Raw genomic sequence first — 17,602 nt, 5'->3', positions numbered from 1 at the left:
TGCGCGTTGATGGCGAGAGTCGAACAGATGGAGCCTCAGGATGCTCGCCCGGACGATCCAGAGAACGGCGCCATGAACAGCGTCTCGGCCGTTTTTGAGGCGGAACTTCTTGCGCCGGACGGTCAGGCCGCACCCGCCACTTTGGATGCGTTCCTGGCCGGCATGGAACGGCGCGCCTTCCGCATGGCCGAGCTGCATCTGGGCAACCGCGAAGATGCGCTGGACGCCGTGCAGGACGCGATGCTTCGTCTGGTCAAGCATTACCGTGGCAAGCCCGCAGAGGAATGGACGCCGCTGTTCTGGGGCATCCTGCGCCGGCGCATCGTGGACTTGCAGCGCCGCCGCAAGGTGCGTTCCATCGTGGTGGGTTGGCTGGGAGGCGGGCACGACGATGACGGCGATGAGCTGCCGGTGTGGGAACCGGCCGATACCGGCCCGGATCCACTGGAAAAGCTGCATGGCGAGCAGTCCTACGCGGACATGGCCGCCGCGGTGAAGAAACTTCCGCAGCGTCAGCGCGAAGCCTTCATCCTGCGGGTGCTCGAAGGTATGGACGTGGCAGAGACCGCCACGGCGATGGGTTGCTCGGAAGGCAGCGTAAAAACACATCTCTCGCGGGCGATGCAACACCTGCGCGAGCAATTGGAGGAGTGGCGATGAACTCGTCCGACAAACAATTCGAACAGCGCGCTCGCGCACGTTACCAGGAGGCGATCCAAAGCATCGATCCGGTGACGGCCGGTCGCCTGCGCGCTGCACGCCGTACCGCACTCGAAGTCGCTACCGTGCAGGCCTCGCCGCATCACCGAGTGCGCGTACTGCTGCCGGTGGGCGCTTTGGCCGCCATGGCGCTGGCAGCGCTGATGGTCTGGCAGCCTTCGCCGCAGCCGGAAGGCAAGCAAGTGGCGGTCACCGAGCAACAGGACAACGAATATCTGCCGCCGGAAGCCGACAAGGCTGATCCCGGCCTTTATCAAAACCTTGATTTCTATAGCTGGCTTGCTGCGAACAACAGCGACCAGGCCAAACGCTGATCCATGCTGCCACGAAGAGTTCACCTGCCAACGCTGCTGTTTTTTCTGCTCGGTCTGATGATCGCGGCGCCATCGTCTGCGCAGGGCACTCATCCATGGAGCAGTTTGAGCCAGCAGCAGCAATACCTGCTTGGCCCGCTGCAATCGCAGTGGGAGACGCTGCCGCAGCAGCGCCAGGAGCACATGATCCAGCGCACGCAGGAGTGGATGAAGCTGCCGCCCGACCGCCAGCAGGAAATCCGTGAGCGCATCCAGCGCTGGCAGCAGATGACGCCCGAGCAACGCGAGCAGGCCCGCCAGAACCAGCATCTGTACGACACCTTGCCAACCGAGAAACAGCAGCAGTTGCACGAGGCCTTCAAGCGTTACCAACAGCTACCGCCCGACCAACGCGAAGAGCTGCGCCGACGATGGCTGGAACAATCGCCCGAACAAAAGCGGCAATGGCTGGAACACATGGGGCCACATTCGACCTTACCCGCGGGGCACGCCTTTGGCATGCCTCGCGGCCGGCATTGATGGCGGCTTGCACGCGCCGCCATCGGCTCGTTACGCGCTGAACACGATCTCGCCCTGGCGCGTTACGCAGCTCTTCGCAACCAGCTCGTCATTGAAATCCGGTTGCAACGCACTATCGCGGAGCAATAACTCGGCGAAGTTGTAGATATTGCGCGCGTACATCTCCGAGGCATGCAGCGGCGCGCCGGCAGCGAGATTGAGCGGACCGAGGATCGTCACGCCGCCATGCTCTACGCGTTCGCCCGGGCGTGTCAGTTCGCAATTGCCGCCGCTTTCGGCGGCCAGATCGACGATCAAGGCGCCGGGCTTCATGCCTTCGACCATCGCAGTCGTGAGGATCTTGGGTGCAGCGCGCCCGGGCACGGCGGCCGTGGTAACCACCACATCGAAGACTTTCAAATGTTCCGCCAAGGCTTGTTGCTGCGCCGCGCGCTCTTCGGCCGTGAGCTCGCGCGCGTAACCGCCGCTGCCGGCCGCGCTCACACCCAGCTCCAGGAATTTTGCACCTAGCGATTCGACCTGCTCACGCGTTTCGGGGCGCACGTCGTAGCCTTCGATCTGCGCACCAAGCCGGCGCGCTGTGGCAATCGCCTGCAAACCGGCGACGCCTGCACCGATCACCAGGACGCGCGACGGACGAATGGTGCCCGCTGCCGTCGTCAGCATAGGAAAGAATTTCGGCGCATTTTCGGCGGCGATCAGCATGGCGCGGTAGCCAGCCACGGCGGCCTGCGAACTCAGCACATCCATCGCCTGCGCACGCGTGGTGCGCGGCAACAGTTCCAGCGCAAAAGCGGTGAGTTTCTGCTGCGCGAGTACCGCGATGCGCGATGACGCCCCATGCGGACGCAGTTGGCCGACGACGATGGCGCCTTCGCGCAAACCGGCGAGCGCATCGTCCGGCGACAATACGCACGCCAGCAGATCAGCCTGGGCTAGCACCTGGGTGCGATCGGCAAATTCGACATCCGCATAGCTCGCATCCGGAAACCCCGCCGCCTTTCCCGCATCATGTTCGAGCAGCACGCGCAGCCCCTTGCCGCGCAGTTTCTTTGCCACTTCCGGCGTGATCGCCACGCGGCGTTCGCCGGCGGCGGTTTCGCGCAATGCGGACACGGTGATCGACATCGGCCATCTCCTGCGGATGAGTTTTCCCATCGTAGCGGAAGCGCGGGTTAACTCGTAGGTTGGGTAATCCGGGAACAATCAAACGATGCCGTGGCAAAGACGTTGGGTTACGCTGCGCTAACCAACCTACGAGCGGTGAGGAATTCTGGTGTTCGAGCAGATCGACGGCAGCACCCTGTTGGACCTTGCCCGCAGCGCGCGCGACCTGGCCTATGCGCCCTACTCGCGCTTCCAGGTTGGCGCCGCCCTGCAGACCAAGGATGGCCTGGTGTTTCCCGGTTGCAACGTGGAAAACGCGGCCTACGGCTTGTGCAATTGCGCCGAACGCACCGCGCTTTTCAGCGCGCTGGCCGCCGGCTATCGGCCCGGTGATTTCAGCGCCATGGCCGTCATCGCCGACACCCCTGAACCCGTCACCCCCTGCGGCTCGTGCCGCCAGGTCATGGTGGAACTGTGCCCTGCCGACATGCCGGTGCTGCTGGCCAATACGGCAGGCGCCACGCGGCAGACGACGGTGCAAGCCTTGCTGCCCGATGGCTTTCGACTGCTTCCTGTCGCTACCACGTAGGCTGGGATGCCATCCCAGCTTTCATGTGGTTTCCCGGTACTGGGATTTCATCCCAGCCTACATGTGGGTTGAGTCCGCCGCGCGCAGCAGAGATGCCAGCGCACCGTCGAATGCCTTCGGCTCATCCACGAAAACGGCATGACGTGTATTTGGCAGTGTGATGAAAACGGCACCACGGATGCTTTCGGCCATCTGCTTTTGCGCATCGAGCAACGGCGAGCTGGCTGAGGCAACCACCAACGCCGGGCGATCGATTTTCTGCAATGCCGGCCGGCGATCGGCGCCAAAAATATCCGATACCAACATGGCCGCGCCTACGGCAGGTGGTGTGCGTCGCGCTTGTGCAATCACCGCTTCGATGTCGGCAGGTGGATGCAGAAAAATCGAGCGCACCATGCCGGCGCTGTAATCGGCCGGATCCGCTGCGTAGCGCGAGAGGCCGGTAAGAATGGCCTTGCTGAATGCCTTGCGCAGATCCAGTTCGTTGTTGCCGGCGGATACCGGCGAATCCACGAACACGACACCTGCAAGCGATCCCGTGCCGAATTGCTGCACATAGGCGGCGACATCCTGGGCGCCTTGCGACCATCCCACCAGCACGTATCGATCGACATGCAAGGATGCCAGCAATTCGTGCAGATCCTGCGCGCGGCGTTCCGGCGTGTTGCCGGTCAGCATGATCGATGATGCGCCTTGGGAGCGTGAGTCCACGGCGATCACACGGCGGTGATCGGAAAATCGCTGCAGCTGTTCACGCCACAATGAGGCCGTCAGCGTCCAGCCGGGAATCAGCACCAATGCCGGGGCAGCACTGTCCCGCCCGGCCTGCAGATAATGAATGCGTGCGCCGTCGTCCGTGCTGGCATAGCCCTCGCTCAAACCACTGTTCATCGTGGTCGCCTCGCCTGCGTACACGACAGGCGCCAGCGCCATCATCAAGGTTACGGCCAAGCCTTGCAGCAGCGTCATACAGCGCACTCCTCAGAGGGGTGCGCGGATCGTATGCCCTGGGCCCGTGGATGTCTGCGTGACTGAAAGGCATCGTGACTGGACGCAGACGGTTGTAGGATAAGCCTTTTCCCCACTCTCCCCTCCCATGCTCGACGCACTTTCCCTGCTGCAGCAACGCCATTCCGCACCCTCGCGCCAACTCGGCGAACCCGCACCCGATGCAGACACCTTGCGCACCTTGCTCGAAGCGGCCATTCGCGTGCCGGATCACGGCAAGCTCGTGCCGTTCCGGCTTATCAGCCTGCGTGGCGAAGCCAAGTTGAAGTTTGGCGCAGCGCTGGCCGAGCGCGCCATTCGTCGCGATCCGGATCTGCCGGAATCCAAGCGCGAAAAAGAGCGTTTTCGCTACACGTTCGCACCGCTGGTGATGGTGGTGGTCGCGCGCATCGATCATGACAACGGCATTCCCGAGATCGAGCAGAAACTGTGCGCCGGCAACGTGGCCTACAACATTCTGCAAGGCGCGTATGCCTTCGGCTTCGGTGCGCAATGGCTGACCGGCTGGGCTGCTTACGATGCGGAAGTGGCAGCATTGCTCGGCCTGGCAAACAACGAGTGCGTGATCGGCTTCGTGCACATCGGCACGCCGCAGGCAGACATTCCCGATCGCGATCGTCCCGCGCTCGATGATCTGCTTACCGAATGGAAGGGCTGAGCACGTGCGCTCTCACCTCCCCACCGCGCACCTGATCGACGGCAGCCTGTACGTGTTCCGTGCCTGGCATTCAATGCCGGACGAGTTTCACGACGTCGACGGTCACCCGGTCAATGCGGTGCATGGCTTCACGCGATTTCTGTGCGAAGTGCTGGAGCGCGAAGATCCCTCGCATCTGGCCGTGGCATTCGATGCCTCGCTCACTACCTCGTTTCGCAATGCCATCTATCCGGCGTACAAGGCGAACCGCGAGTTGCCGCCACCCGATCTGGAGCGGCAGTTTGTCCTGTGTCGCGCGGTAACCGAAGCGCTCGGCATTCGCGTGATGATCGATCACAGCTTTGAAGCGGACGATCTGATCGGCAGCACGCTATGGGGTCTGCGTGCGCATGGTTTTCGCAGCGTCATCGTTTCGGCGGACAAGGATTTCGGCCAGCTGCTCGGCGAACACGATGAGCAATGGGACTACGCGCGCAACCTGCGCTGGGGACCTTCCGGCGTGTTCGAGCGATTGGGTGTGCATCCGGAGCAAGTCGCCGATTTCCTCGCGTTGTGTGGCGATGCCGTGGATAACATTCCTGGCGTACCGGGCATCGGCGCGAAAACCGCCGCTGCGCTGCTCGCCCACTTCGGCAGCCTGGATGCGTTGCTCGATCGCGTGGATGAAGTGCCATTCCTGCGCCTGCGCGGTGCGGCGAGCTGCGCGGCAAAGCTGCGCGATCATGCCGAGTCAGCAAGACTGTATCGCCGCCTCACACGCATTGCCCTGGACGCACCCTTCGAAGGCGGTGTGGAAACGCTGGTTCGCGTGCGCAGCACCACCACACTCGAAGCCTTGTGCGAGCAATTGCGCTTCGGCCCGCTGACGCGCAGCCGTTTGCGCGCACTCAATGGCGCTTGAGTTTTTGAGACCGACATGAACGACATCAACCGCAAACCCGAAGACGCCAACAATCCTGCCGAGACGCTGTATCAGGGGCGCTGGCTACGACTGCGTCGTCGCGGCCGCTGGGAGTACGCCGAACGCAATAACCCGGGCGGCGCCGTGATCATTCTTGCCGTCACGCCAGAAGACAAAGTGCTGTTCGTGGAGCAGTACCGCGTTGCCATCCAGCAATTCACCATCGAAATGCCGGCTGGCCTGGTCGGCGATCTGGCCGATCAGGAACACGAAGGTGCGCTGCTCGCCGCGCAACGCGAACTGGAAGAAGAAACCGGCTATCGCTGCAGCCATGTCAGCTTCGTGCACGAAGGCCCTTCGTCCTCCGGCATGAGCAACGAGATCATCGCGTTCGTGCGCGCGCACGATCTGGTCAAGGTAGGCAATGGCGGTGGCGACCACACCGAGAACATTGTCGTGCACGAGATTCCTCGGCGTGAAGCCGGCGCATGGTTGGTGGCGCGTGCGAAAGATGGTTATTCGATCGATCCGAAGCTGTTTGCAGGCTTGTGGTTTATCGAGCATGCAGAAGCGTTCGGTTGAACCTCCTTCCTCCCCTGCGAACAGGGGAGGAAGCCCTCACAAGCCATATACGTTTCAAATGCAGGCTGGGGTGAAATCCCAGCTTGTTTGCAACTCTCCGTGCTGGGATTTCCTCCCAGCCTACGTAACTACGCCGCTCCTTTGGTGCTCTGACTGACCTGCTGTACCGCGCAATCGCACTGATCCTGTTCGGACAAGCGCAAGGCCTGCAGATTTCTTTTCAGCACAAGCGCCCAGTTCTTCAGATCCTGCACGGCCAGGACGTTTTCCTGCAGCAACAGATCGCGGTACTCGTCCTCCCCATACGAGCCGGATGTATCAATAGGTTGGGCAGCCGCCAGACTCGGCTTGCCCATGAAGGCGGTAACCTCGGAGGCCTGGATGACGGAATCGATGATCTGCAGCATCTGCACCCCTGCCTGCTCCATCACGATGATGCCTTGGCGGATGCGATCCACGCTGTCGGCAATGATGGCGTCGATGTGTTTGCAGGTAGCCGAGCCGCGCTGCGCATGTTTCAGGACCTGGCTGGCCAGCAGCGAAAAATGCTGCTCGTCCTGGTAATCCGCCGCGCGCGATGGAAACAGTTTTGACGTGGTGTGTTCCACCTCGTCGATCAGCCGCACCACGTCATGCGACAACACACTGAACACCCGCGCGTGGTCGACCAGCTCGTAACCGATGCTTCTCCCGCGGCAGAGCGGGAGCGATCCAGGTGATTTATCGCCTTTGATGCAGGTGTACTTCCTGGGTGAGCCTTCCTCCTCGTGCGAGCACGTGGCATGGCTCTGAAAAGCCGCATTCCTGCAACGATGGCTCGGCGCACCACCGCCATCCCCGGCACGGCTGCGCTTGAGCGACACTTTCCAATTTCGAACCAGCTTGAAGCATTTTGCATAGCGCATTTGAGGTACCCCCAAAATGCATGTCGATGATCAGGCTCGTGCGAGCACCGACTGAGAAACAGGGGAAGTCTTGAGGCCTCGCTCTATCGCCCAGCTCTGTCGTCCGGTTCATAGGTCCAAGCCGCCTCGTTGGGCCTGGACTCCGTGCACCCGTCTGTGAGTGCCCCTTTCATCTCCCCGCGATGTCGATTCCGCTCCCTGCGACATCGGTGCGCTATGTTCATTAGCGAATTGAATGTTCATATACGTTGTAGTCCAAACTTTCCCTCGATGCAAGGGGGTAAAAGCGGCCTTTTTCCACGCGCGCGCACTCTAGTCGCACGAGCCGTGCAACCTCATGAATTTTCAAGGAAACTCGTAGACTGGGATGAAATCCCAGCTCTGTTGGCACGGCGATGCCGGGATGTCATCCCAGCCTACGTAGCTAGGCCGCCGCTTTCAGGGCTCGCACTCGCCAGAACGCCAATGCTGCGCCGACTACCGCCACGCCAAACCACGCAGCCGCCGTTGCGTTGTCGTTGCCGAGCCACAGCACCGCGTCGACAGCGCCAACCACCAGCACTGCGATGGCTGGCGCAAGAATCGGGTCGATACGTCGGTAGTGCCAACGCAACAACAACGCCGCACCGAGCATGGCCAGCAACACGGCCAACACGCGACGCAATGCCGGATACTCCGGCGGCAGCGGCGTATCGGGGAAAATCTCCGACAACGGCACATCGCCGGATTGCACCGCATAGCCGATGCCATCCGGTGCGTCATCAGCCGGCACCAGCTTGTTGCCTTCCACCTTCGCGACGACGGTGACGGTCTGCACCGGCACGGCTTCCCACATCACGCGTAGATCGCCGACTTGCGGACGCGAAGGCTCAGGGCTGGTGACCAGACCGTCGTTATAGAGACTGAAGCTCGCGGCAAGATTGCTCGGCAGACGACGCAGATCCGGCTTCACCGGTTCGCTGCCAATCAAGGCATGCACGAGCGCCGGGGCGAGCGTGAAATTGTTCAAGCGCACCAGGCCCGCATCGAACTGCGCGCCATCGAGCGGCATCTTGCTTGGATTGGTGTGCCCTTCCGGATGCACGAAATGGCTGGAATCGATGGGATGATCCTGCCAGTCCTGCTCGTAGGTTGTTTGGCCACCGTAGCGAAGTTCGCGCCACTGGAACATCTGCACGTGGCGAATCAGCACCGGCTGATCGGTCTGCTGATTGAATTGCTGATCGAGCGGCGCTTCCACCACTTGCAAGGGGCCAACCACGCGCACCATGAAACCCTGCATGCTGGCATCGGGAAGACCGCGGCTACCCAGGTCCAGCACGTCGCCGCCATGGCGTTTCATCTGCGCGCTGTAGTCGAGTTGCCCGCGTTCCACCACGGCCCCTACACCTGCCCCCAAGAGCAATAGCACTGCACCCAGTGCAGGCAACAGCAATTCGCGGATAGAGGTTGGCTTACGCTCGACGCTCATCGAGCCTCCGGTGTGGTGTAGCGATGGGTCAGACGATGCCGCGCAATTCGGGCTGCTCGTCAGTCGTACCATAGCGCCCACGCTCATCGCGTGTCACGCGAGCCAACGCGCAAGCGTGGTCATGCGTGAAAAAAAGCCGCACATTGCGCGCGAACTTGTCTTCAAGAAACACCCGCTTCTCGTCGATGAGCGCTTCCGGATAACGGTCGTAGCCCATGGTGATGGGCAGATGCACCCAGGAGCGCCCCGGGATCAGGTCTGCACAAAACACCACGCCGGCCACTTCGGACAGCATCAAGCCCGGCGTATGGCCGTCCGAAAAAGAAAACCGCACCGCACGACCCAGCGTCTGCGAGTATTCGCCAGCCACCAGCTCCAGCCGCCCACTGTCCTGCAACAGGTGCTGCAATTCGGGAATGAAGGAAGCGCGGTCGCGCGGATGCGGCTTCCATGCGCGCTGCCAATGCTGCGCACCGACCAGGAAGCGCGCATGCGGAAACAACAACTGCGGCGGCTTGCCCTCTTCCCATGCTGCGAGCAAACCGCCGGCGTGATCGAAATGCAGATGCGAAAGCACCACAACATCGATGTCTTCGTGCGATAGCCCCAAGGACGCGAGCGATTCAAGCAACACGTGCTGGCTTTCCACCACCCCGTAGCGCTCGCGCAATGCCGGCTCGAAGAAGGCGCCGATGCCGGTTTCGAACAGGACGTTGCGGCCGTCCAGATCCTTGGCCAGCAAGCAGCGGCAGGCGAGCGGGATGCGATTGGATGCGTCAGGTTCGATCCAGCGCGACCACATGGCCTTCGGCGCATTGCCGAACATGGCGCCGCCGTCGAGTTGTTGCGTGTTGCCGTTGAGGGACCACAGTTGCATGACTATCCCGCTGTTTGGTCTTGCTTTGTCGTCATTCCGGCGAGGGCCGGAATCCAGTCAAATACGCGTCCGAAGGACACAAAACAGCTTTCGAGTGCTTCGCACGATTTATTTAACTGGATTCCGGCCTTCGCCGGAATGACGAACATGTGAGTGCTTACTGCACCTTGCCCAATCCATCATCCCTGCGCGGATCGCTCGCCGCATCCAGCTTGTTGATGCGCCGATCCCAGATCACCACGTTCATGAAACCCCATGGGTTGCGCTCTTTGAAGGTGTAGCCCATCTGCGCCAGCGCATTCGTGGTCGCTTCATCGAAAACGCCAGGTTCGATCGACACGACGTCCGGCATGAATTGATGATGGAAGCGCTTGGTCGCGACGATCTGATGCGCATCGCCGCCATTGATAAAGGCGAGGATACCTTCAAGCACCTGCGTGATGATGGTGGAGCCACCGGGCGAGCCGATCACCGCCGTGCGGTCCGGGCCGATCACGATGCTTGGCGTCATCGACGACAACATGCGCTTGCCGGGTTCCGGCGCATTGGCCTTGCTACCCAGCAAGCCGTACACGTTGGGTTTGTTCGGCACCAGCGCGAAATCATCCATCTCATCGTTGAGCAGCACACCGGTGCCCTTGGCCACGAAGGTGGAGCCAAGCAGGTAGTTCACGGTGGAGGTAATCGCGACCATGTTGCCGTCGGCATCGATGATCGAGAAATGCGTGGTGTGCATGCCGGGATCCTCGCCACCCGACGGCGCCAGCATCGACGAAGGCGTGGCCTTGTCCGGCAGGATGCTCTGGCGCAAGCCATCTGCGTAGTACGGCGACAGCAGCATGTTCAGCGGCATCTTCACGAAATCCGGGTCGCCCAGGTAATCGTTGTGATCGCGGAATGCGCGGCGCATCGCTTCGATCACCAGATGCGCGCGATGCGCTTGATCCAGCTTGGCCAGATCGAAGCCGGAAAGAATGTTGAGGATCTCCGCCACCGCCACGCCCCCCGACGACGGTGGCGGCGCCGTGATGATCTTGTAGCCGCGATAGTCGACGGTGATCGGCGTGCGCTCCTTCACGCGGTAGGCGGCCAGATCCTTCAGCGTCCAATTGCCGCCGGCCTCATGCACGGCATCGACCAGCTTCTGCGCGATTTCGCCACTGTAAAACCCGGCATCGCCGTAGTTCGCCAACAGTTCCAGCGTGTGCGCCTGATCTGGATCGCGCCAGATCTCACCAGCTGCCGGCACCTTCCCGCCCGGGAGGAATTTCGCGGCGGAAGCAGGCCAGCGCTCGAGGTTTTTCTGTTCTTCCTTCATCGCGCCGAGCAGGCGGTCGTCCGGTTTGAAGCCATCGCGCGCGGTGCGGATGGCAGGCGCCAGCGATGCGGACAACGGCAGCTTGCCGTAGTGCTTGGCCAGCCACACCAGGCCGGCTGGCTCGCCCGGAATGCCGGCCGACAGCGGTCCCTTCAGCGCGGTGTCGCGATTGGGTGTGCCGTCCGGATTGAGATAGTCCTTGGGATTGACGGCCGCGGGCGCCGTTTCGCGCGCATCGATAAACACCGTGCGCTTGCTGGAAGCTACGTACATGGTGGCCATGAAACCACCGCCGATGCCTGAGCTTTCCGGTTCCACGATCGACAACGTGGACGCCACTGCGATCGCTGCATCGAAGGCATTGCCGCCCTTGGCCAGCACTTCAAAGCCCGCTTCGGTAGCCAGCTTGTTGGCAGTGGCAATGCCGGCATGACCGGGACGTTCCGCCAGCGCTGCCGCGTGGGTGGATGGGGTGGGCTGGTCGGCGACAGATGCGCCACTCGTTCCCAATAGAAAACCCAGCAGCAGCACATGCCAGCGCAACGCAAGCTTCATCCCTTGGTCTCCATCAGATGTGTGTATTTGTCTTCGAGCTGCTCGCGCGATTCGGTATGCGCGGGATCGATGATGATGCATTCCACCGGGCACACGACCACGCATTGCGGCTCATCGTGATGGCCGACGCATTCCGTGCACAACGCGGGATCGATGACGTAGAACTCCTCGCCAAGCGAAATCGCCTTGTTAGGGCAGACGGGTTCGCAGACGTCGCAGTTGACGCAGGTATCGAGGATCTTGAGGGACATGCCGGGTTATTTTACATGGGCCGGCTGGAGCTTGAGCGGCGCAACAGAAAGCGGGATGACGGGTAGGTTGGGGTACGAACCCCAACATCTCAATGCATGCGCGTGATACGAGCCGGGCTTTGCGCTCCGGCTCGTATCACTCGGGCATCACATCTCGATGTAGCGAACCGTCGCATCGGTGGGCTTGAGCACGTCTTCCACGCGCTGCTCGTCCGCCTTGTCGCCGATCACGACCACGATCACACCCTTGAAGGAACCGGCCTTGGCATCCTTGAAAGCGGTGGTGACCACGTCAGCCGTCTTGGCCGAATCCGGGCCGCCGACGGCCAGCAGGTTACCCGGCAGCACGCCGCGAGCCACGATGTCCTGGATGTTGCTGAGCTGGCGATCGCGCGCATCCTTGGCTTCGTCGGTATCGCCGGCCGGCACGATGTAGGCATACGGCTGCGGCGCAGTCATGCCCTGCATGTTCTTCTGCACGATCTGGCCGAGGTACGCGCCCCACGCCTTGGTGTCGTTCGGATCGGTGGGCTTGGGCACCTGGGCCGGCTGCTGCTGTGCTTGCTGCTGGCCGTTGTCCTGCTGGTTGTTGCATGCGGACAGTGCCAGGCAGCCGGTCAACGCAAGGGCGCCGGCGATGAGAGTGAGTTTACGCATAGTTGTCCCCTTCGGTTTCGGGTTGCTTTTTTTGCCAGCGCTGCCGCATGGCCTGTTGGACGGCGGGATGCACGAAACCGGAAATATCGCCGCCGAGGCGGCCGATTTCGCGTACCAGCGAGGAAGAAATGAAGCTGTACTGCTCGGCCGGCGTCAAGAATAGCGTCTCGGCCTGCGGAATAAGATGACGATTCATGCTTGCCAGCTGGAATTCGTATTCGAAATCCGACACGGCACGCAAACCGCGAATGATGACGCCCGCCCCGAGTTCGCTGACCAGCTGGGCCAGCAGGCAATCGAAGCCGCGCACTTCCACGTTCGGCAGATCTGCCAGCGCCAGGCGCGCCAGCGTGATGCGCTCCTGCAGCGAGAAGCCGGGCCCCTTGTTCGAGCTTTCGGCCACCGCCACCACGATACGTTCGAACAGGGGTGCGGCACGCGCGACGAGATCCGCATGGCCGTTGGTAATCGGGTCGAAGGTGCCCGGATAGACGGCGAGACGCTTGTTGACCGGCGGCTGGTTCACTGAGAAGGCAGGGCGGGCTGGGAAAGCATTAGCTTAGCTGAGCGGCGATAGAGCGCATAGCGCACATCGCCGGCATGTCCTTCCCGATGCAGCGCCCAGTTCGGTGGCAACGAGAGCATGTGGCCACGCGGCGATTCGACGTAGATCTGCGCCGCATCGGCCAACCAGCCACCCTGCTCCAGCTGCTGCGCCAGCGGTGTCCACAACTGCAGCGCGAACGGCGGATCGACAAACACCAACCCGAATGGCCGTGGTATGCCGCGCAGAAAATGCGTGGCATCCATTGTGGCCACATCCGCACCTTCCGCCTTCAACCGGGCAAGGTTTCCGCGCAAGGCTTCCGCCGCAGCCCGTTCCGGTTCCACGAATTGCACGGCGGCCGCACCACGCGAGAGCGCCTCGATGCCTAGCGCACCCGTGCCGGCGCACAGGTCCAGCGCCCGCACGCCTGCAAGGGTCGGCGCCAGCCAGTTGAACAGGGTTTCGCGTACACGCTCAGGCGTCGGCCGCAAGCCTGGAAGATCGGGCACGTTCAAGCGTGAATTGCGTAAATTGCCGCCGATGATGCGGATTCGACCGGGCGCAGCCTTCATGCGACTGCGCCCTCAGCGGACAGTACGGGTGGGGGTGTTAGCATGGGGATGCTCTAACCGATTTTGCGTGGGTGTTACCGGCCCTGTCTGTTCGCAGATCACGGGGGCCATCGGCGAAGGCAGACTGGCCGTCTGTCGAGACGATGGGCCGCAGAGATGCGAACAGACAGGGCCGGCCCGAAGGGTGATGCCCAGAAGGCCCGCATGCTGCGCCGTGCGGCTTGGCAAGGCAACCAGCCTTCCCTGCGCTGCGCAGCACAACCTGCGGGCCTTCTGGGCATCATGCCACCCACGCAAAATCGGTTAGAGCATCCCACCGCATTGTCTTTGAAGCACGTCCCTCATGCTCAAGTTCTGGAAAAAGAAGCCCGCCGACCAGGGGGCCGCGGAAAACGAGGAAGTCGTCCCGCAGGCGCCCGCCGAAGAAGTGCAGGCGTCCGAGCCGGTAACGCCCGTGGCGGAAATCGCCATCCCCCTCGAGCCGGTGGCCGAGGCGACGCCGGTCAAGCGCAGCTGGCGCGAGCGCCTGTCAGGCAGCACCTTTGCGCGCGGACTCTCCTCGCTGTTCTCCCGCAATCCCAAGCTGGACGACGTCCTGCTGGACGAACTGGAAACCACCCTGATCACCGCCGACGTTGGTATCGAAGCCAGCACCTCGCTGGTGGAAAACCTGCGCAAGCGCATGCACAAGCGCGAGTTCGCCGACGCCAACGCCCTGCTGCAGGCACTGCGCCAGGAACTGGTCGCGCTGCTCAAGCCGGTGCAGAAGCCGCTGGACGTCAGCGGCCGCAAACCGTTCGTGGTGCTGATTGTCGGCATCAACGGCGCGGGCAAGACCACCACCATCGGCAAACTGGCGCGCCGCTGGCGCGATGAGAAACGCCAAGTGTTGCTGGCCGCCGGCGACACCTTCCGCGCCGCCGCGGTGGAGCAACTCAAGACCTGGGGCGAACGCAACCAGGTGCCGGTGATTTCGCAGGGCCAGGACGCCGACGCCGCCAGCGTCATCTTTGATGCCTTGCAAGCGGCACGTTCGCGCAATGCCGATGTGCTGATCGCCGACACCGCCGGTCGCCTGCACACGCAAGGCGGCTTGATGGACGAACTGGGCAAGATCGCCCGGGTGCTCAAGAAGCTCGATACCGACGCGCCACACGAAGTACTGATGGTGATCGACGGCACCACCGGCCAGAACGCCGTGAACCAGGTGCGCCAGTTCCGCCAGATCGTGGGCGTGACGGGCCTGGTGGTGACCAAGCTCGACGGCACCGCCAAGGGCGGCGTGGTGTTCGCGCTGGCGCGTGAATTCGGCTTGCCGATCCGCTTTGTCGGCTTGGGCGAAACCGCTACGGACCTGCGCGTGTTCGATGCGGATGCCTACGTCGACGGCTTGCTGCCCGCCGAATTCGCGCGAGCCTAGGATGCTCCCGCGCCCACTGCGATGGCTGCTGATTACCCTCGCCAGCATCGCCGGCGGCATCATGCTGGTGGTGCTGGTGGCGTTGTACCTGCTGCTGCAGCCCGATCGCTTCACAGCGATGCTGCAACAGCAAGCGCATGAGGTCGGCCTGCAGCTCACGCTGTCCAGCCCGGCCAGCCCCACGCTATTTCCGCGCCCTGCCCTGCAATTGGAAGGCATCACGCTTACGGCGAGCGGCGCCGGCCCCAATGCGATGCCGATCCTGCTCGCCGCCAATGGGCGATTGGTGCTGCCATGGCGCACCGTGTTCGGTCGCGAAGTGGTGATCTCGCGCATGCAGATCAATTCACCACGCGTGGATCTCGATGCGCTGCAAGCCTGGCTGATGAACCTGCCGCCGCAATCGGCGACGGTGCCGGAAGAAATCCCGCGCATCGCCACCGGTGTACGCATTCGCAACGGCAGCGTGGTGCAGAACAACAGCGAATGGTTGAGCGATGTATCGCTCGACACCGGACGCCTCGCACCCGGACAGGCTTTCTGGGTAAACCTGTCCGCCAAGGAAACCGACGGCACGCCGCTGCGCTGGCAGCTCTCCAGCGTGCCGAACATTGCCAACGGCGCGCTGAAACTCGACGCCATCAACATCCAGGTGGCCGATAACAGCGCCACCACTCTTCACCTGACCGGCCACGCCTACTGGGCAGGTTCGGCGAATGCATCCATGCAGCTGCAAGGCAAATTCCATCTTGCCGAACAAGGCGACTACGACGCCGCCGTGATGCTTGCACCGCCTACGCACGGCAAGCCCTTGCTGCTGCATCTGGCGCTGCTCGGCACCGGCAACCACATCGATCTCGAACTGCCGCCGCTCGCGCTGGCGCAGTGGTGGAACCAGCTGGCCAGTTCGCAGGAACCCAAATTGTCCACGCCGCCCGGCAACGGCCAGGTCGACATGGCCACACTCGATGTCGGCAACATCCACATCGAAGGGCTGAGCGTGCAGACCGGCGATGCTGTCCCCGCTGCCGCAGAAAGCACGGCCCCTCCCGCCTCCACCATTCCCGTAGCGCCACGACCGCAGTGACTCCCTTCGCATCTGCCCTGCTCGCCTGGTTTGATCGCCACGGCCGCCACGATCTGCCCTGGCAACATCCGCGCGATGCCTATCGCGTATGGCTGTCGGAAATCATGCTGCAGCAAACGCAGGTGGTCACGGTCATTCCCTACTTTCAACGCTTCGTCACGCAACTGCCCACCCTGCGCGATCTCGCCGCAGCGGATGAAGACACCGTGCTCGCGCTGTGGTCTGGCCTTGGCTACTACCGTCGCGCACGCTTTCTGCACCGCGCCGCGCAAGCGTGCGTGGAACAGCACGGCGGCGAACTGCCGCGCGATTTCGACGCGCTGGCAGCGCTGCCCGGCATCGGCCGCTCCACCGCAGGCGCCATCCTGGCGCAAGCTTATGGGCTGCGTTTCCCGATCCTCGATGGCAACGTGAAACGCGTGCTTACGCGCTATCACGGCATCGTGGGGCATCCGGGTGAGCGCGAGGTCGAGAAGCAACTCTGGCAGCACGCGGATGCACATACGCCAGGCGAGCGCACCGCCGACTACACGCAGGCGATCATGGACCTGGGTGCAACCGTCTGCGTGCGCACGCGTCCGTTGTGCGCGATGTGCCCCATGCGAAGCGACTGCATTGCCCATCGCGACAATCTCACCGCGCAGCTCCCTACACCCAAACCGGGCAAGACGATCCCAACCCGCAGCACCACCATGTTGATCCTGCGCAATGCCGATGGCTGCGTGCTGTTGCAGCGGCGCGGTGCGCAAGGCGTGTGGTCCGGCTTGTGGAGCCTGCCGGAAGCCGACGGCACCGACGATGCCTGGCGCGAGGCGCAACGTCATGCGCGCATCGACGACGCACAACCACTCACGCCCTTCGTGCACGTCTTCAGCCACTATCGCCTGCAGATCCAGCCGCTGCTGTTCGACGGCGCGACAGCCGCGCACGCCATCGCCGATAATGCCGATTTGCGCTGGTGCACCATCAGCGAGCTATCTGCACTCGGGCTGCCCGCGCCAGTGCGTTCGCTGCTGATGGCGCTGCCCGAACCCACTGCGTCGTAACACCAATCAGAGATAACTCCGATGAGCCGTACTGTTCATTGCGCCAAACTCGGCATCGATGCCGAAGGCCTGGATTTCGCCCCTTGGCCCGGCCCGCTGGGCCAGCGCATTTTTGCCGAGATCTCCAAACCCGCCTGGCAGCAGTGGCTGGCCCACCAGACCATGCTGATCAACGAATACCGCATCAATCCGCTCGATCCCAAGTCACGCCAATTCCTGGGCGGTGAAATGGAAAAATTCCTGTTCGGCGGCGAGGTAAAGAAACCCGAAGGCTACAAACCACCCGAGGACGAGTCTTGACGCCGTCCGCCACATCCGATTTAATGAGCGGCTCCCATGCAACGCATGGGGATCTGGCCGGGTAGCTCAGTTGGTAGAGCAGGGGATTGAAAATCCCCGTGTCGGCGGTTCGATTCCGTCCCCGGCCACCATGTTTAAAAGCCAAGGTTTTGACGACCTTGGCTTTTTTCATTTCTGTGGTTCGAAATACCCGCACAT

At 62.5% G+C, this 17,602-nt stretch carries 21 protein-coding genes and 1 tRNA gene; 12 read left to right on the top strand and 10 right to left on the bottom strand.

From position 1 onward, the window contains the following. Positions 1–72: 72 nt before the first annotated feature. From VJR68_RS13895 to VJR68_RS13885, 3 genes are read left to right on the top strand one after another with little or no spacing between them, the layout of a single operon-like run. Positions 73–660 carry an RNA polymerase sigma factor gene (locus VJR68_RS13895; protein ID WP_324148556.1) on the top strand — a complete coding sequence of 196 codons (588 nt, stop codon included), beginning with the start codon at positions 73–75 and terminating at the stop codon, positions 658–660. Further along, positions 657–1,034 carry a hypothetical protein gene (locus VJR68_RS13890; protein WP_324148554.1) on the top strand — a complete coding sequence of 126 codons (378 nt, stop codon included), beginning with the start codon at positions 657–659 and terminating at the stop codon, positions 1,032–1,034. The genes VJR68_RS13895 and VJR68_RS13890 overlap by 4 nt, the downstream gene beginning before the upstream one ends. Positions 1,035–1,037: 3 nt before the next feature. Continuing rightward, complete coding sequence (locus tag VJR68_RS13885) at positions 1,038–1,553, top strand: DUF3106 domain-containing protein (protein WP_324148552.1); 516 nt, start codon at positions 1,038–1,040, stop codon at positions 1,551–1,553. Positions 1,554–1,583: 30 nt separating this feature from the next. Here the strand turns inward: VJR68_RS13885 and VJR68_RS13880 are convergent, their stop codons facing one another. After that, positions 1,584–2,681 carry an NAD(P) transhydrogenase subunit alpha gene (locus VJR68_RS13880; RefSeq protein WP_324148550.1) on the bottom strand — a complete coding sequence of 366 codons (1,098 nt, stop codon included), beginning with the start codon at positions 2,679–2,681 and terminating at the stop codon, positions 1,584–1,586. Positions 2,682–2,829: 148 nt separating this feature from the next. Here VJR68_RS13880 and cdd point away from each other — a divergent pair, with 148 nt between their 5' ends. Next, positions 2,830–3,249 carry a cytidine deaminase gene (cdd, locus tag VJR68_RS13875; protein ID WP_324148548.1) on the top strand — a complete coding sequence of 140 codons (420 nt, stop codon included), beginning with the start codon at positions 2,830–2,832 and terminating at the stop codon, positions 3,247–3,249. A gap of 57 nt (positions 3,250–3,306) precedes the next feature. Here cdd and VJR68_RS13870 read toward each other — a convergent pair whose 3' ends face one another. Continuing rightward, positions 3,307–4,218, bottom strand: coding sequence for an alpha/beta hydrolase (locus tag VJR68_RS13870; RefSeq protein WP_324148546.1), 912 nt, complete (start codon positions 4,216–4,218; stop codon positions 3,307–3,309). A 127-nt stretch (positions 4,219–4,345) separates the two neighbouring features. On the opposite strand from VJR68_RS13870, the gene VJR68_RS13865 reads away from it, so the two are divergent. From VJR68_RS13865 to VJR68_RS13855, 3 genes are read left to right on the top strand one after another with little or no spacing between them, the layout of a single operon-like run. Further along, complete coding sequence (locus VJR68_RS13865; protein ID WP_324148544.1) at positions 4,346–4,915, top strand: nitroreductase; 570 nt, start codon at positions 4,346–4,348, stop codon at positions 4,913–4,915. Next, on the top strand, positions 4,887–5,816 hold the full coding sequence (locus tag VJR68_RS13860; RefSeq protein WP_324148541.1) for a 5'-3' exonuclease: 930 nt from the start codon (positions 4,887–4,889) through the stop codon (positions 5,814–5,816). The genes VJR68_RS13865 and VJR68_RS13860 overlap by 29 nt, the downstream gene beginning before the upstream one ends. A gap of 15 nt (positions 5,817–5,831) precedes the next feature. Further along, positions 5,832–6,398: an NUDIX hydrolase gene (locus VJR68_RS13855; protein WP_324148539.1), complete on the top strand. Its 567-nt coding sequence runs from the start codon at positions 5,832–5,834 to the stop codon at positions 6,396–6,398. 128 nt (positions 6,399–6,526) lie between these two features. On the opposite strand, the gene VJR68_RS13850 is transcribed toward VJR68_RS13855, so the two are convergent. The 8 genes from VJR68_RS13850 to rsmD all read right to left on the bottom strand — a co-directional run bounded on the left by VJR68_RS13850 (position 6,527) and on the right by rsmD (position 13,551). Then, positions 6,527–7,261 (bottom strand): hypothetical protein, encoded by a 735-nt coding sequence (locus tag VJR68_RS13850; RefSeq protein ID WP_324148537.1) that lies wholly within the window; start codon positions 7,259–7,261, stop codon positions 6,527–6,529. A gap of 466 nt (positions 7,262–7,727) precedes the next feature. Continuing rightward, complete coding sequence (locus VJR68_RS13845; RefSeq protein WP_324148535.1) at positions 7,728–8,774, bottom strand: TMEM43 family protein; 1,047 nt, start codon at positions 8,772–8,774, stop codon at positions 7,728–7,730. Between the two features lie 28 nt (positions 8,775–8,802). Beyond that, positions 8,803–9,651 (bottom strand): MBL fold metallo-hydrolase, encoded by an 849-nt coding sequence (locus VJR68_RS13840; RefSeq protein WP_324148533.1) that lies wholly within the window; start codon positions 9,649–9,651, stop codon positions 8,803–8,805. Positions 9,652–9,808: 157 nt separating this feature from the next. Then, positions 9,809–11,524: a gamma-glutamyltransferase gene (gene ggt / locus VJR68_RS13835; RefSeq protein WP_324148531.1), complete on the bottom strand. Its 1,716-nt coding sequence runs from the start codon at positions 11,522–11,524 to the stop codon at positions 9,809–9,811. After that, complete coding sequence (locus VJR68_RS13830; protein WP_324148529.1) at positions 11,521–11,775, bottom strand: YfhL family 4Fe-4S dicluster ferredoxin; 255 nt, start codon at positions 11,773–11,775, stop codon at positions 11,521–11,523. Before VJR68_RS13830 ends, ggt begins: the two co-directional genes overlap by 4 nt. A gap of 147 nt (positions 11,776–11,922) precedes the next feature. After that, positions 11,923–12,432, bottom strand: a complete 510-nt coding sequence (locus VJR68_RS13825) for a hypothetical protein (RefSeq protein ID WP_324148527.1) — start codon at positions 12,430–12,432, stop codon at positions 11,923–11,925. Then, complete coding sequence (gene coaD, locus VJR68_RS13820; RefSeq protein ID WP_324148525.1) at positions 12,425–12,958, bottom strand: pantetheine-phosphate adenylyltransferase; 534 nt, start codon at positions 12,956–12,958, stop codon at positions 12,425–12,427. The genes VJR68_RS13825 and coaD overlap by 8 nt, the downstream gene beginning before the upstream one ends. Next, complete coding sequence (gene rsmD / locus VJR68_RS13815) at positions 12,955–13,551, bottom strand: 16S rRNA (guanine(966)-N(2))-methyltransferase RsmD (protein WP_324148523.1); 597 nt, start codon at positions 13,549–13,551, stop codon at positions 12,955–12,957. The genes coaD and rsmD overlap by 4 nt, the downstream gene beginning before the upstream one ends. A gap of 343 nt (positions 13,552–13,894) precedes the next feature. Here rsmD and ftsY point away from each other — a divergent pair, with 343 nt between their 5' ends. The 5 genes from ftsY to VJR68_RS13790 all read left to right on the top strand — a co-directional run bounded on the left by ftsY (position 13,895) and on the right by VJR68_RS13790 (position 17,535). Beyond that, positions 13,895–14,971: a signal recognition particle-docking protein FtsY gene (gene ftsY / locus VJR68_RS13810; RefSeq protein ID WP_324148521.1), complete on the top strand. Its 1,077-nt coding sequence runs from the start codon at positions 13,895–13,897 to the stop codon at positions 14,969–14,971. 1 nt (position 14,972) lies between these two features. Then, the gene (locus tag VJR68_RS13805; RefSeq protein WP_324148519.1) at positions 14,973–16,058 is read left to right on the top strand and encodes a membrane assembly protein AsmA; all 1,086 of its coding nucleotides are present in this window, start codon (positions 14,973–14,975) and stop codon (positions 16,056–16,058) included. After that, the gene (mutY, locus tag VJR68_RS13800; protein WP_324148517.1) at positions 16,055–17,104 is read left to right on the top strand and encodes an A/G-specific adenine glycosylase; all 1,050 of its coding nucleotides are present in this window, start codon (positions 16,055–16,057) and stop codon (positions 17,102–17,104) included. Before VJR68_RS13805 ends, mutY begins: the two co-directional genes overlap by 4 nt. 21 nt (positions 17,105–17,125) lie before the next feature. Then, positions 17,126–17,404 (top strand): oxidative damage protection protein, encoded by a 279-nt coding sequence (locus VJR68_RS13795; RefSeq protein ID WP_324148516.1) that lies wholly within the window; start codon positions 17,126–17,128, stop codon positions 17,402–17,404. A 55-nt stretch (positions 17,405–17,459) separates the two neighbouring features. Continuing rightward, positions 17,460–17,535 (top strand) — tRNA-Phe (locus tag VJR68_RS13790). The last annotated feature ends 67 nt before the right edge of the window (positions 17,536–17,602 follow it).

It is taken from the genome of Dyella sp., assembly GCF_035277725.1.
Lineage (GTDB): Bacteria > Pseudomonadota > Gammaproteobacteria > Xanthomonadales > Rhodanobacteraceae > Dyella_B.
Note: the sequence above shows the minus strand (reverse complement) of the source record. Positions and strands in the feature narration are given on the sequence as shown.

Bases quoted from the DNA above. Each gene is read 5' to 3' on its own strand.
- VJR68_RS13895 (WP_324148556.1), top strand. From the start codon at position 73: ATGAACAGCGTCTCGGCCGTTTTTGAGGCGGAACTTCTTGCGCCGGAC.
- VJR68_RS13890 (WP_324148554.1), top strand. From the start codon at position 657: ATGAACTCGTCCGACAAACAATTCGAACAGCGCGCTCGCGCACGTTAC.
- VJR68_RS13885 (WP_324148552.1), top strand. From the start codon at position 1,038: ATGCTGCCACGAAGAGTTCACCTGCCAACGCTGCTGTTTTTTCTGCTC.
- VJR68_RS13880 (WP_324148550.1), bottom strand. From the start codon at position 2,681: ATGTCGATCACCGTGTCCGCATTGCGCGAAACCGCCGCCGGCGAACGC.
- VJR68_RS13870 (WP_324148546.1), bottom strand. From the start codon at position 4,218: ATGACGCTGCTGCAAGGCTTGGCCGTAACCTTGATGATGGCGCTGGCG.
- VJR68_RS13865 (WP_324148544.1), top strand. From the start codon at position 4,346: ATGCTCGACGCACTTTCCCTGCTGCAGCAACGCCATTCCGCACCCTCG.
- VJR68_RS13860 (WP_324148541.1), top strand. From the start codon at position 4,887: ATGATCTGCTTACCGAATGGAAGGGCTGAGCACGTGCGCTCTCACCTC.
- VJR68_RS13855 (WP_324148539.1), top strand. From the start codon at position 5,832: ATGAACGACATCAACCGCAAACCCGAAGACGCCAACAATCCTGCCGAG.
- VJR68_RS13845 (WP_324148535.1), bottom strand. From the start codon at position 8,774: ATGAGCGTCGAGCGTAAGCCAACCTCTATCCGCGAATTGCTGTTGCCT.
- VJR68_RS13840 (WP_324148533.1), bottom strand. From the start codon at position 9,651: ATGCAACTGTGGTCCCTCAACGGCAACACGCAACAACTCGACGGCGGC.
- ggt (WP_324148531.1), bottom strand. From the start codon at position 11,524: ATGAAGCTTGCGTTGCGCTGGCATGTGCTGCTGCTGGGTTTTCTATTG.
- VJR68_RS13830 (WP_324148529.1), bottom strand. From the start codon at position 11,775: ATGTCCCTCAAGATCCTCGATACCTGCGTCAACTGCGACGTCTGCGAA.
- VJR68_RS13825 (WP_324148527.1), bottom strand. From the start codon at position 12,432: ATGCGTAAACTCACTCTCATCGCCGGCGCCCTTGCGTTGACCGGCTGC.
- rsmD (WP_324148523.1), bottom strand. From the start codon at position 13,551: ATGAAGGCTGCGCCCGGTCGAATCCGCATCATCGGCGGCAATTTACGC.
- ftsY (WP_324148521.1), top strand. From the start codon at position 13,895: ATGCTCAAGTTCTGGAAAAAGAAGCCCGCCGACCAGGGGGCCGCGGAA.
- VJR68_RS13805 (WP_324148519.1), top strand. From the start codon at position 14,973: ATGCTCCCGCGCCCACTGCGATGGCTGCTGATTACCCTCGCCAGCATC.
- VJR68_RS13795 (WP_324148516.1), top strand. From the start codon at position 17,126: ATGAGCCGTACTGTTCATTGCGCCAAACTCGGCATCGATGCCGAAGGC.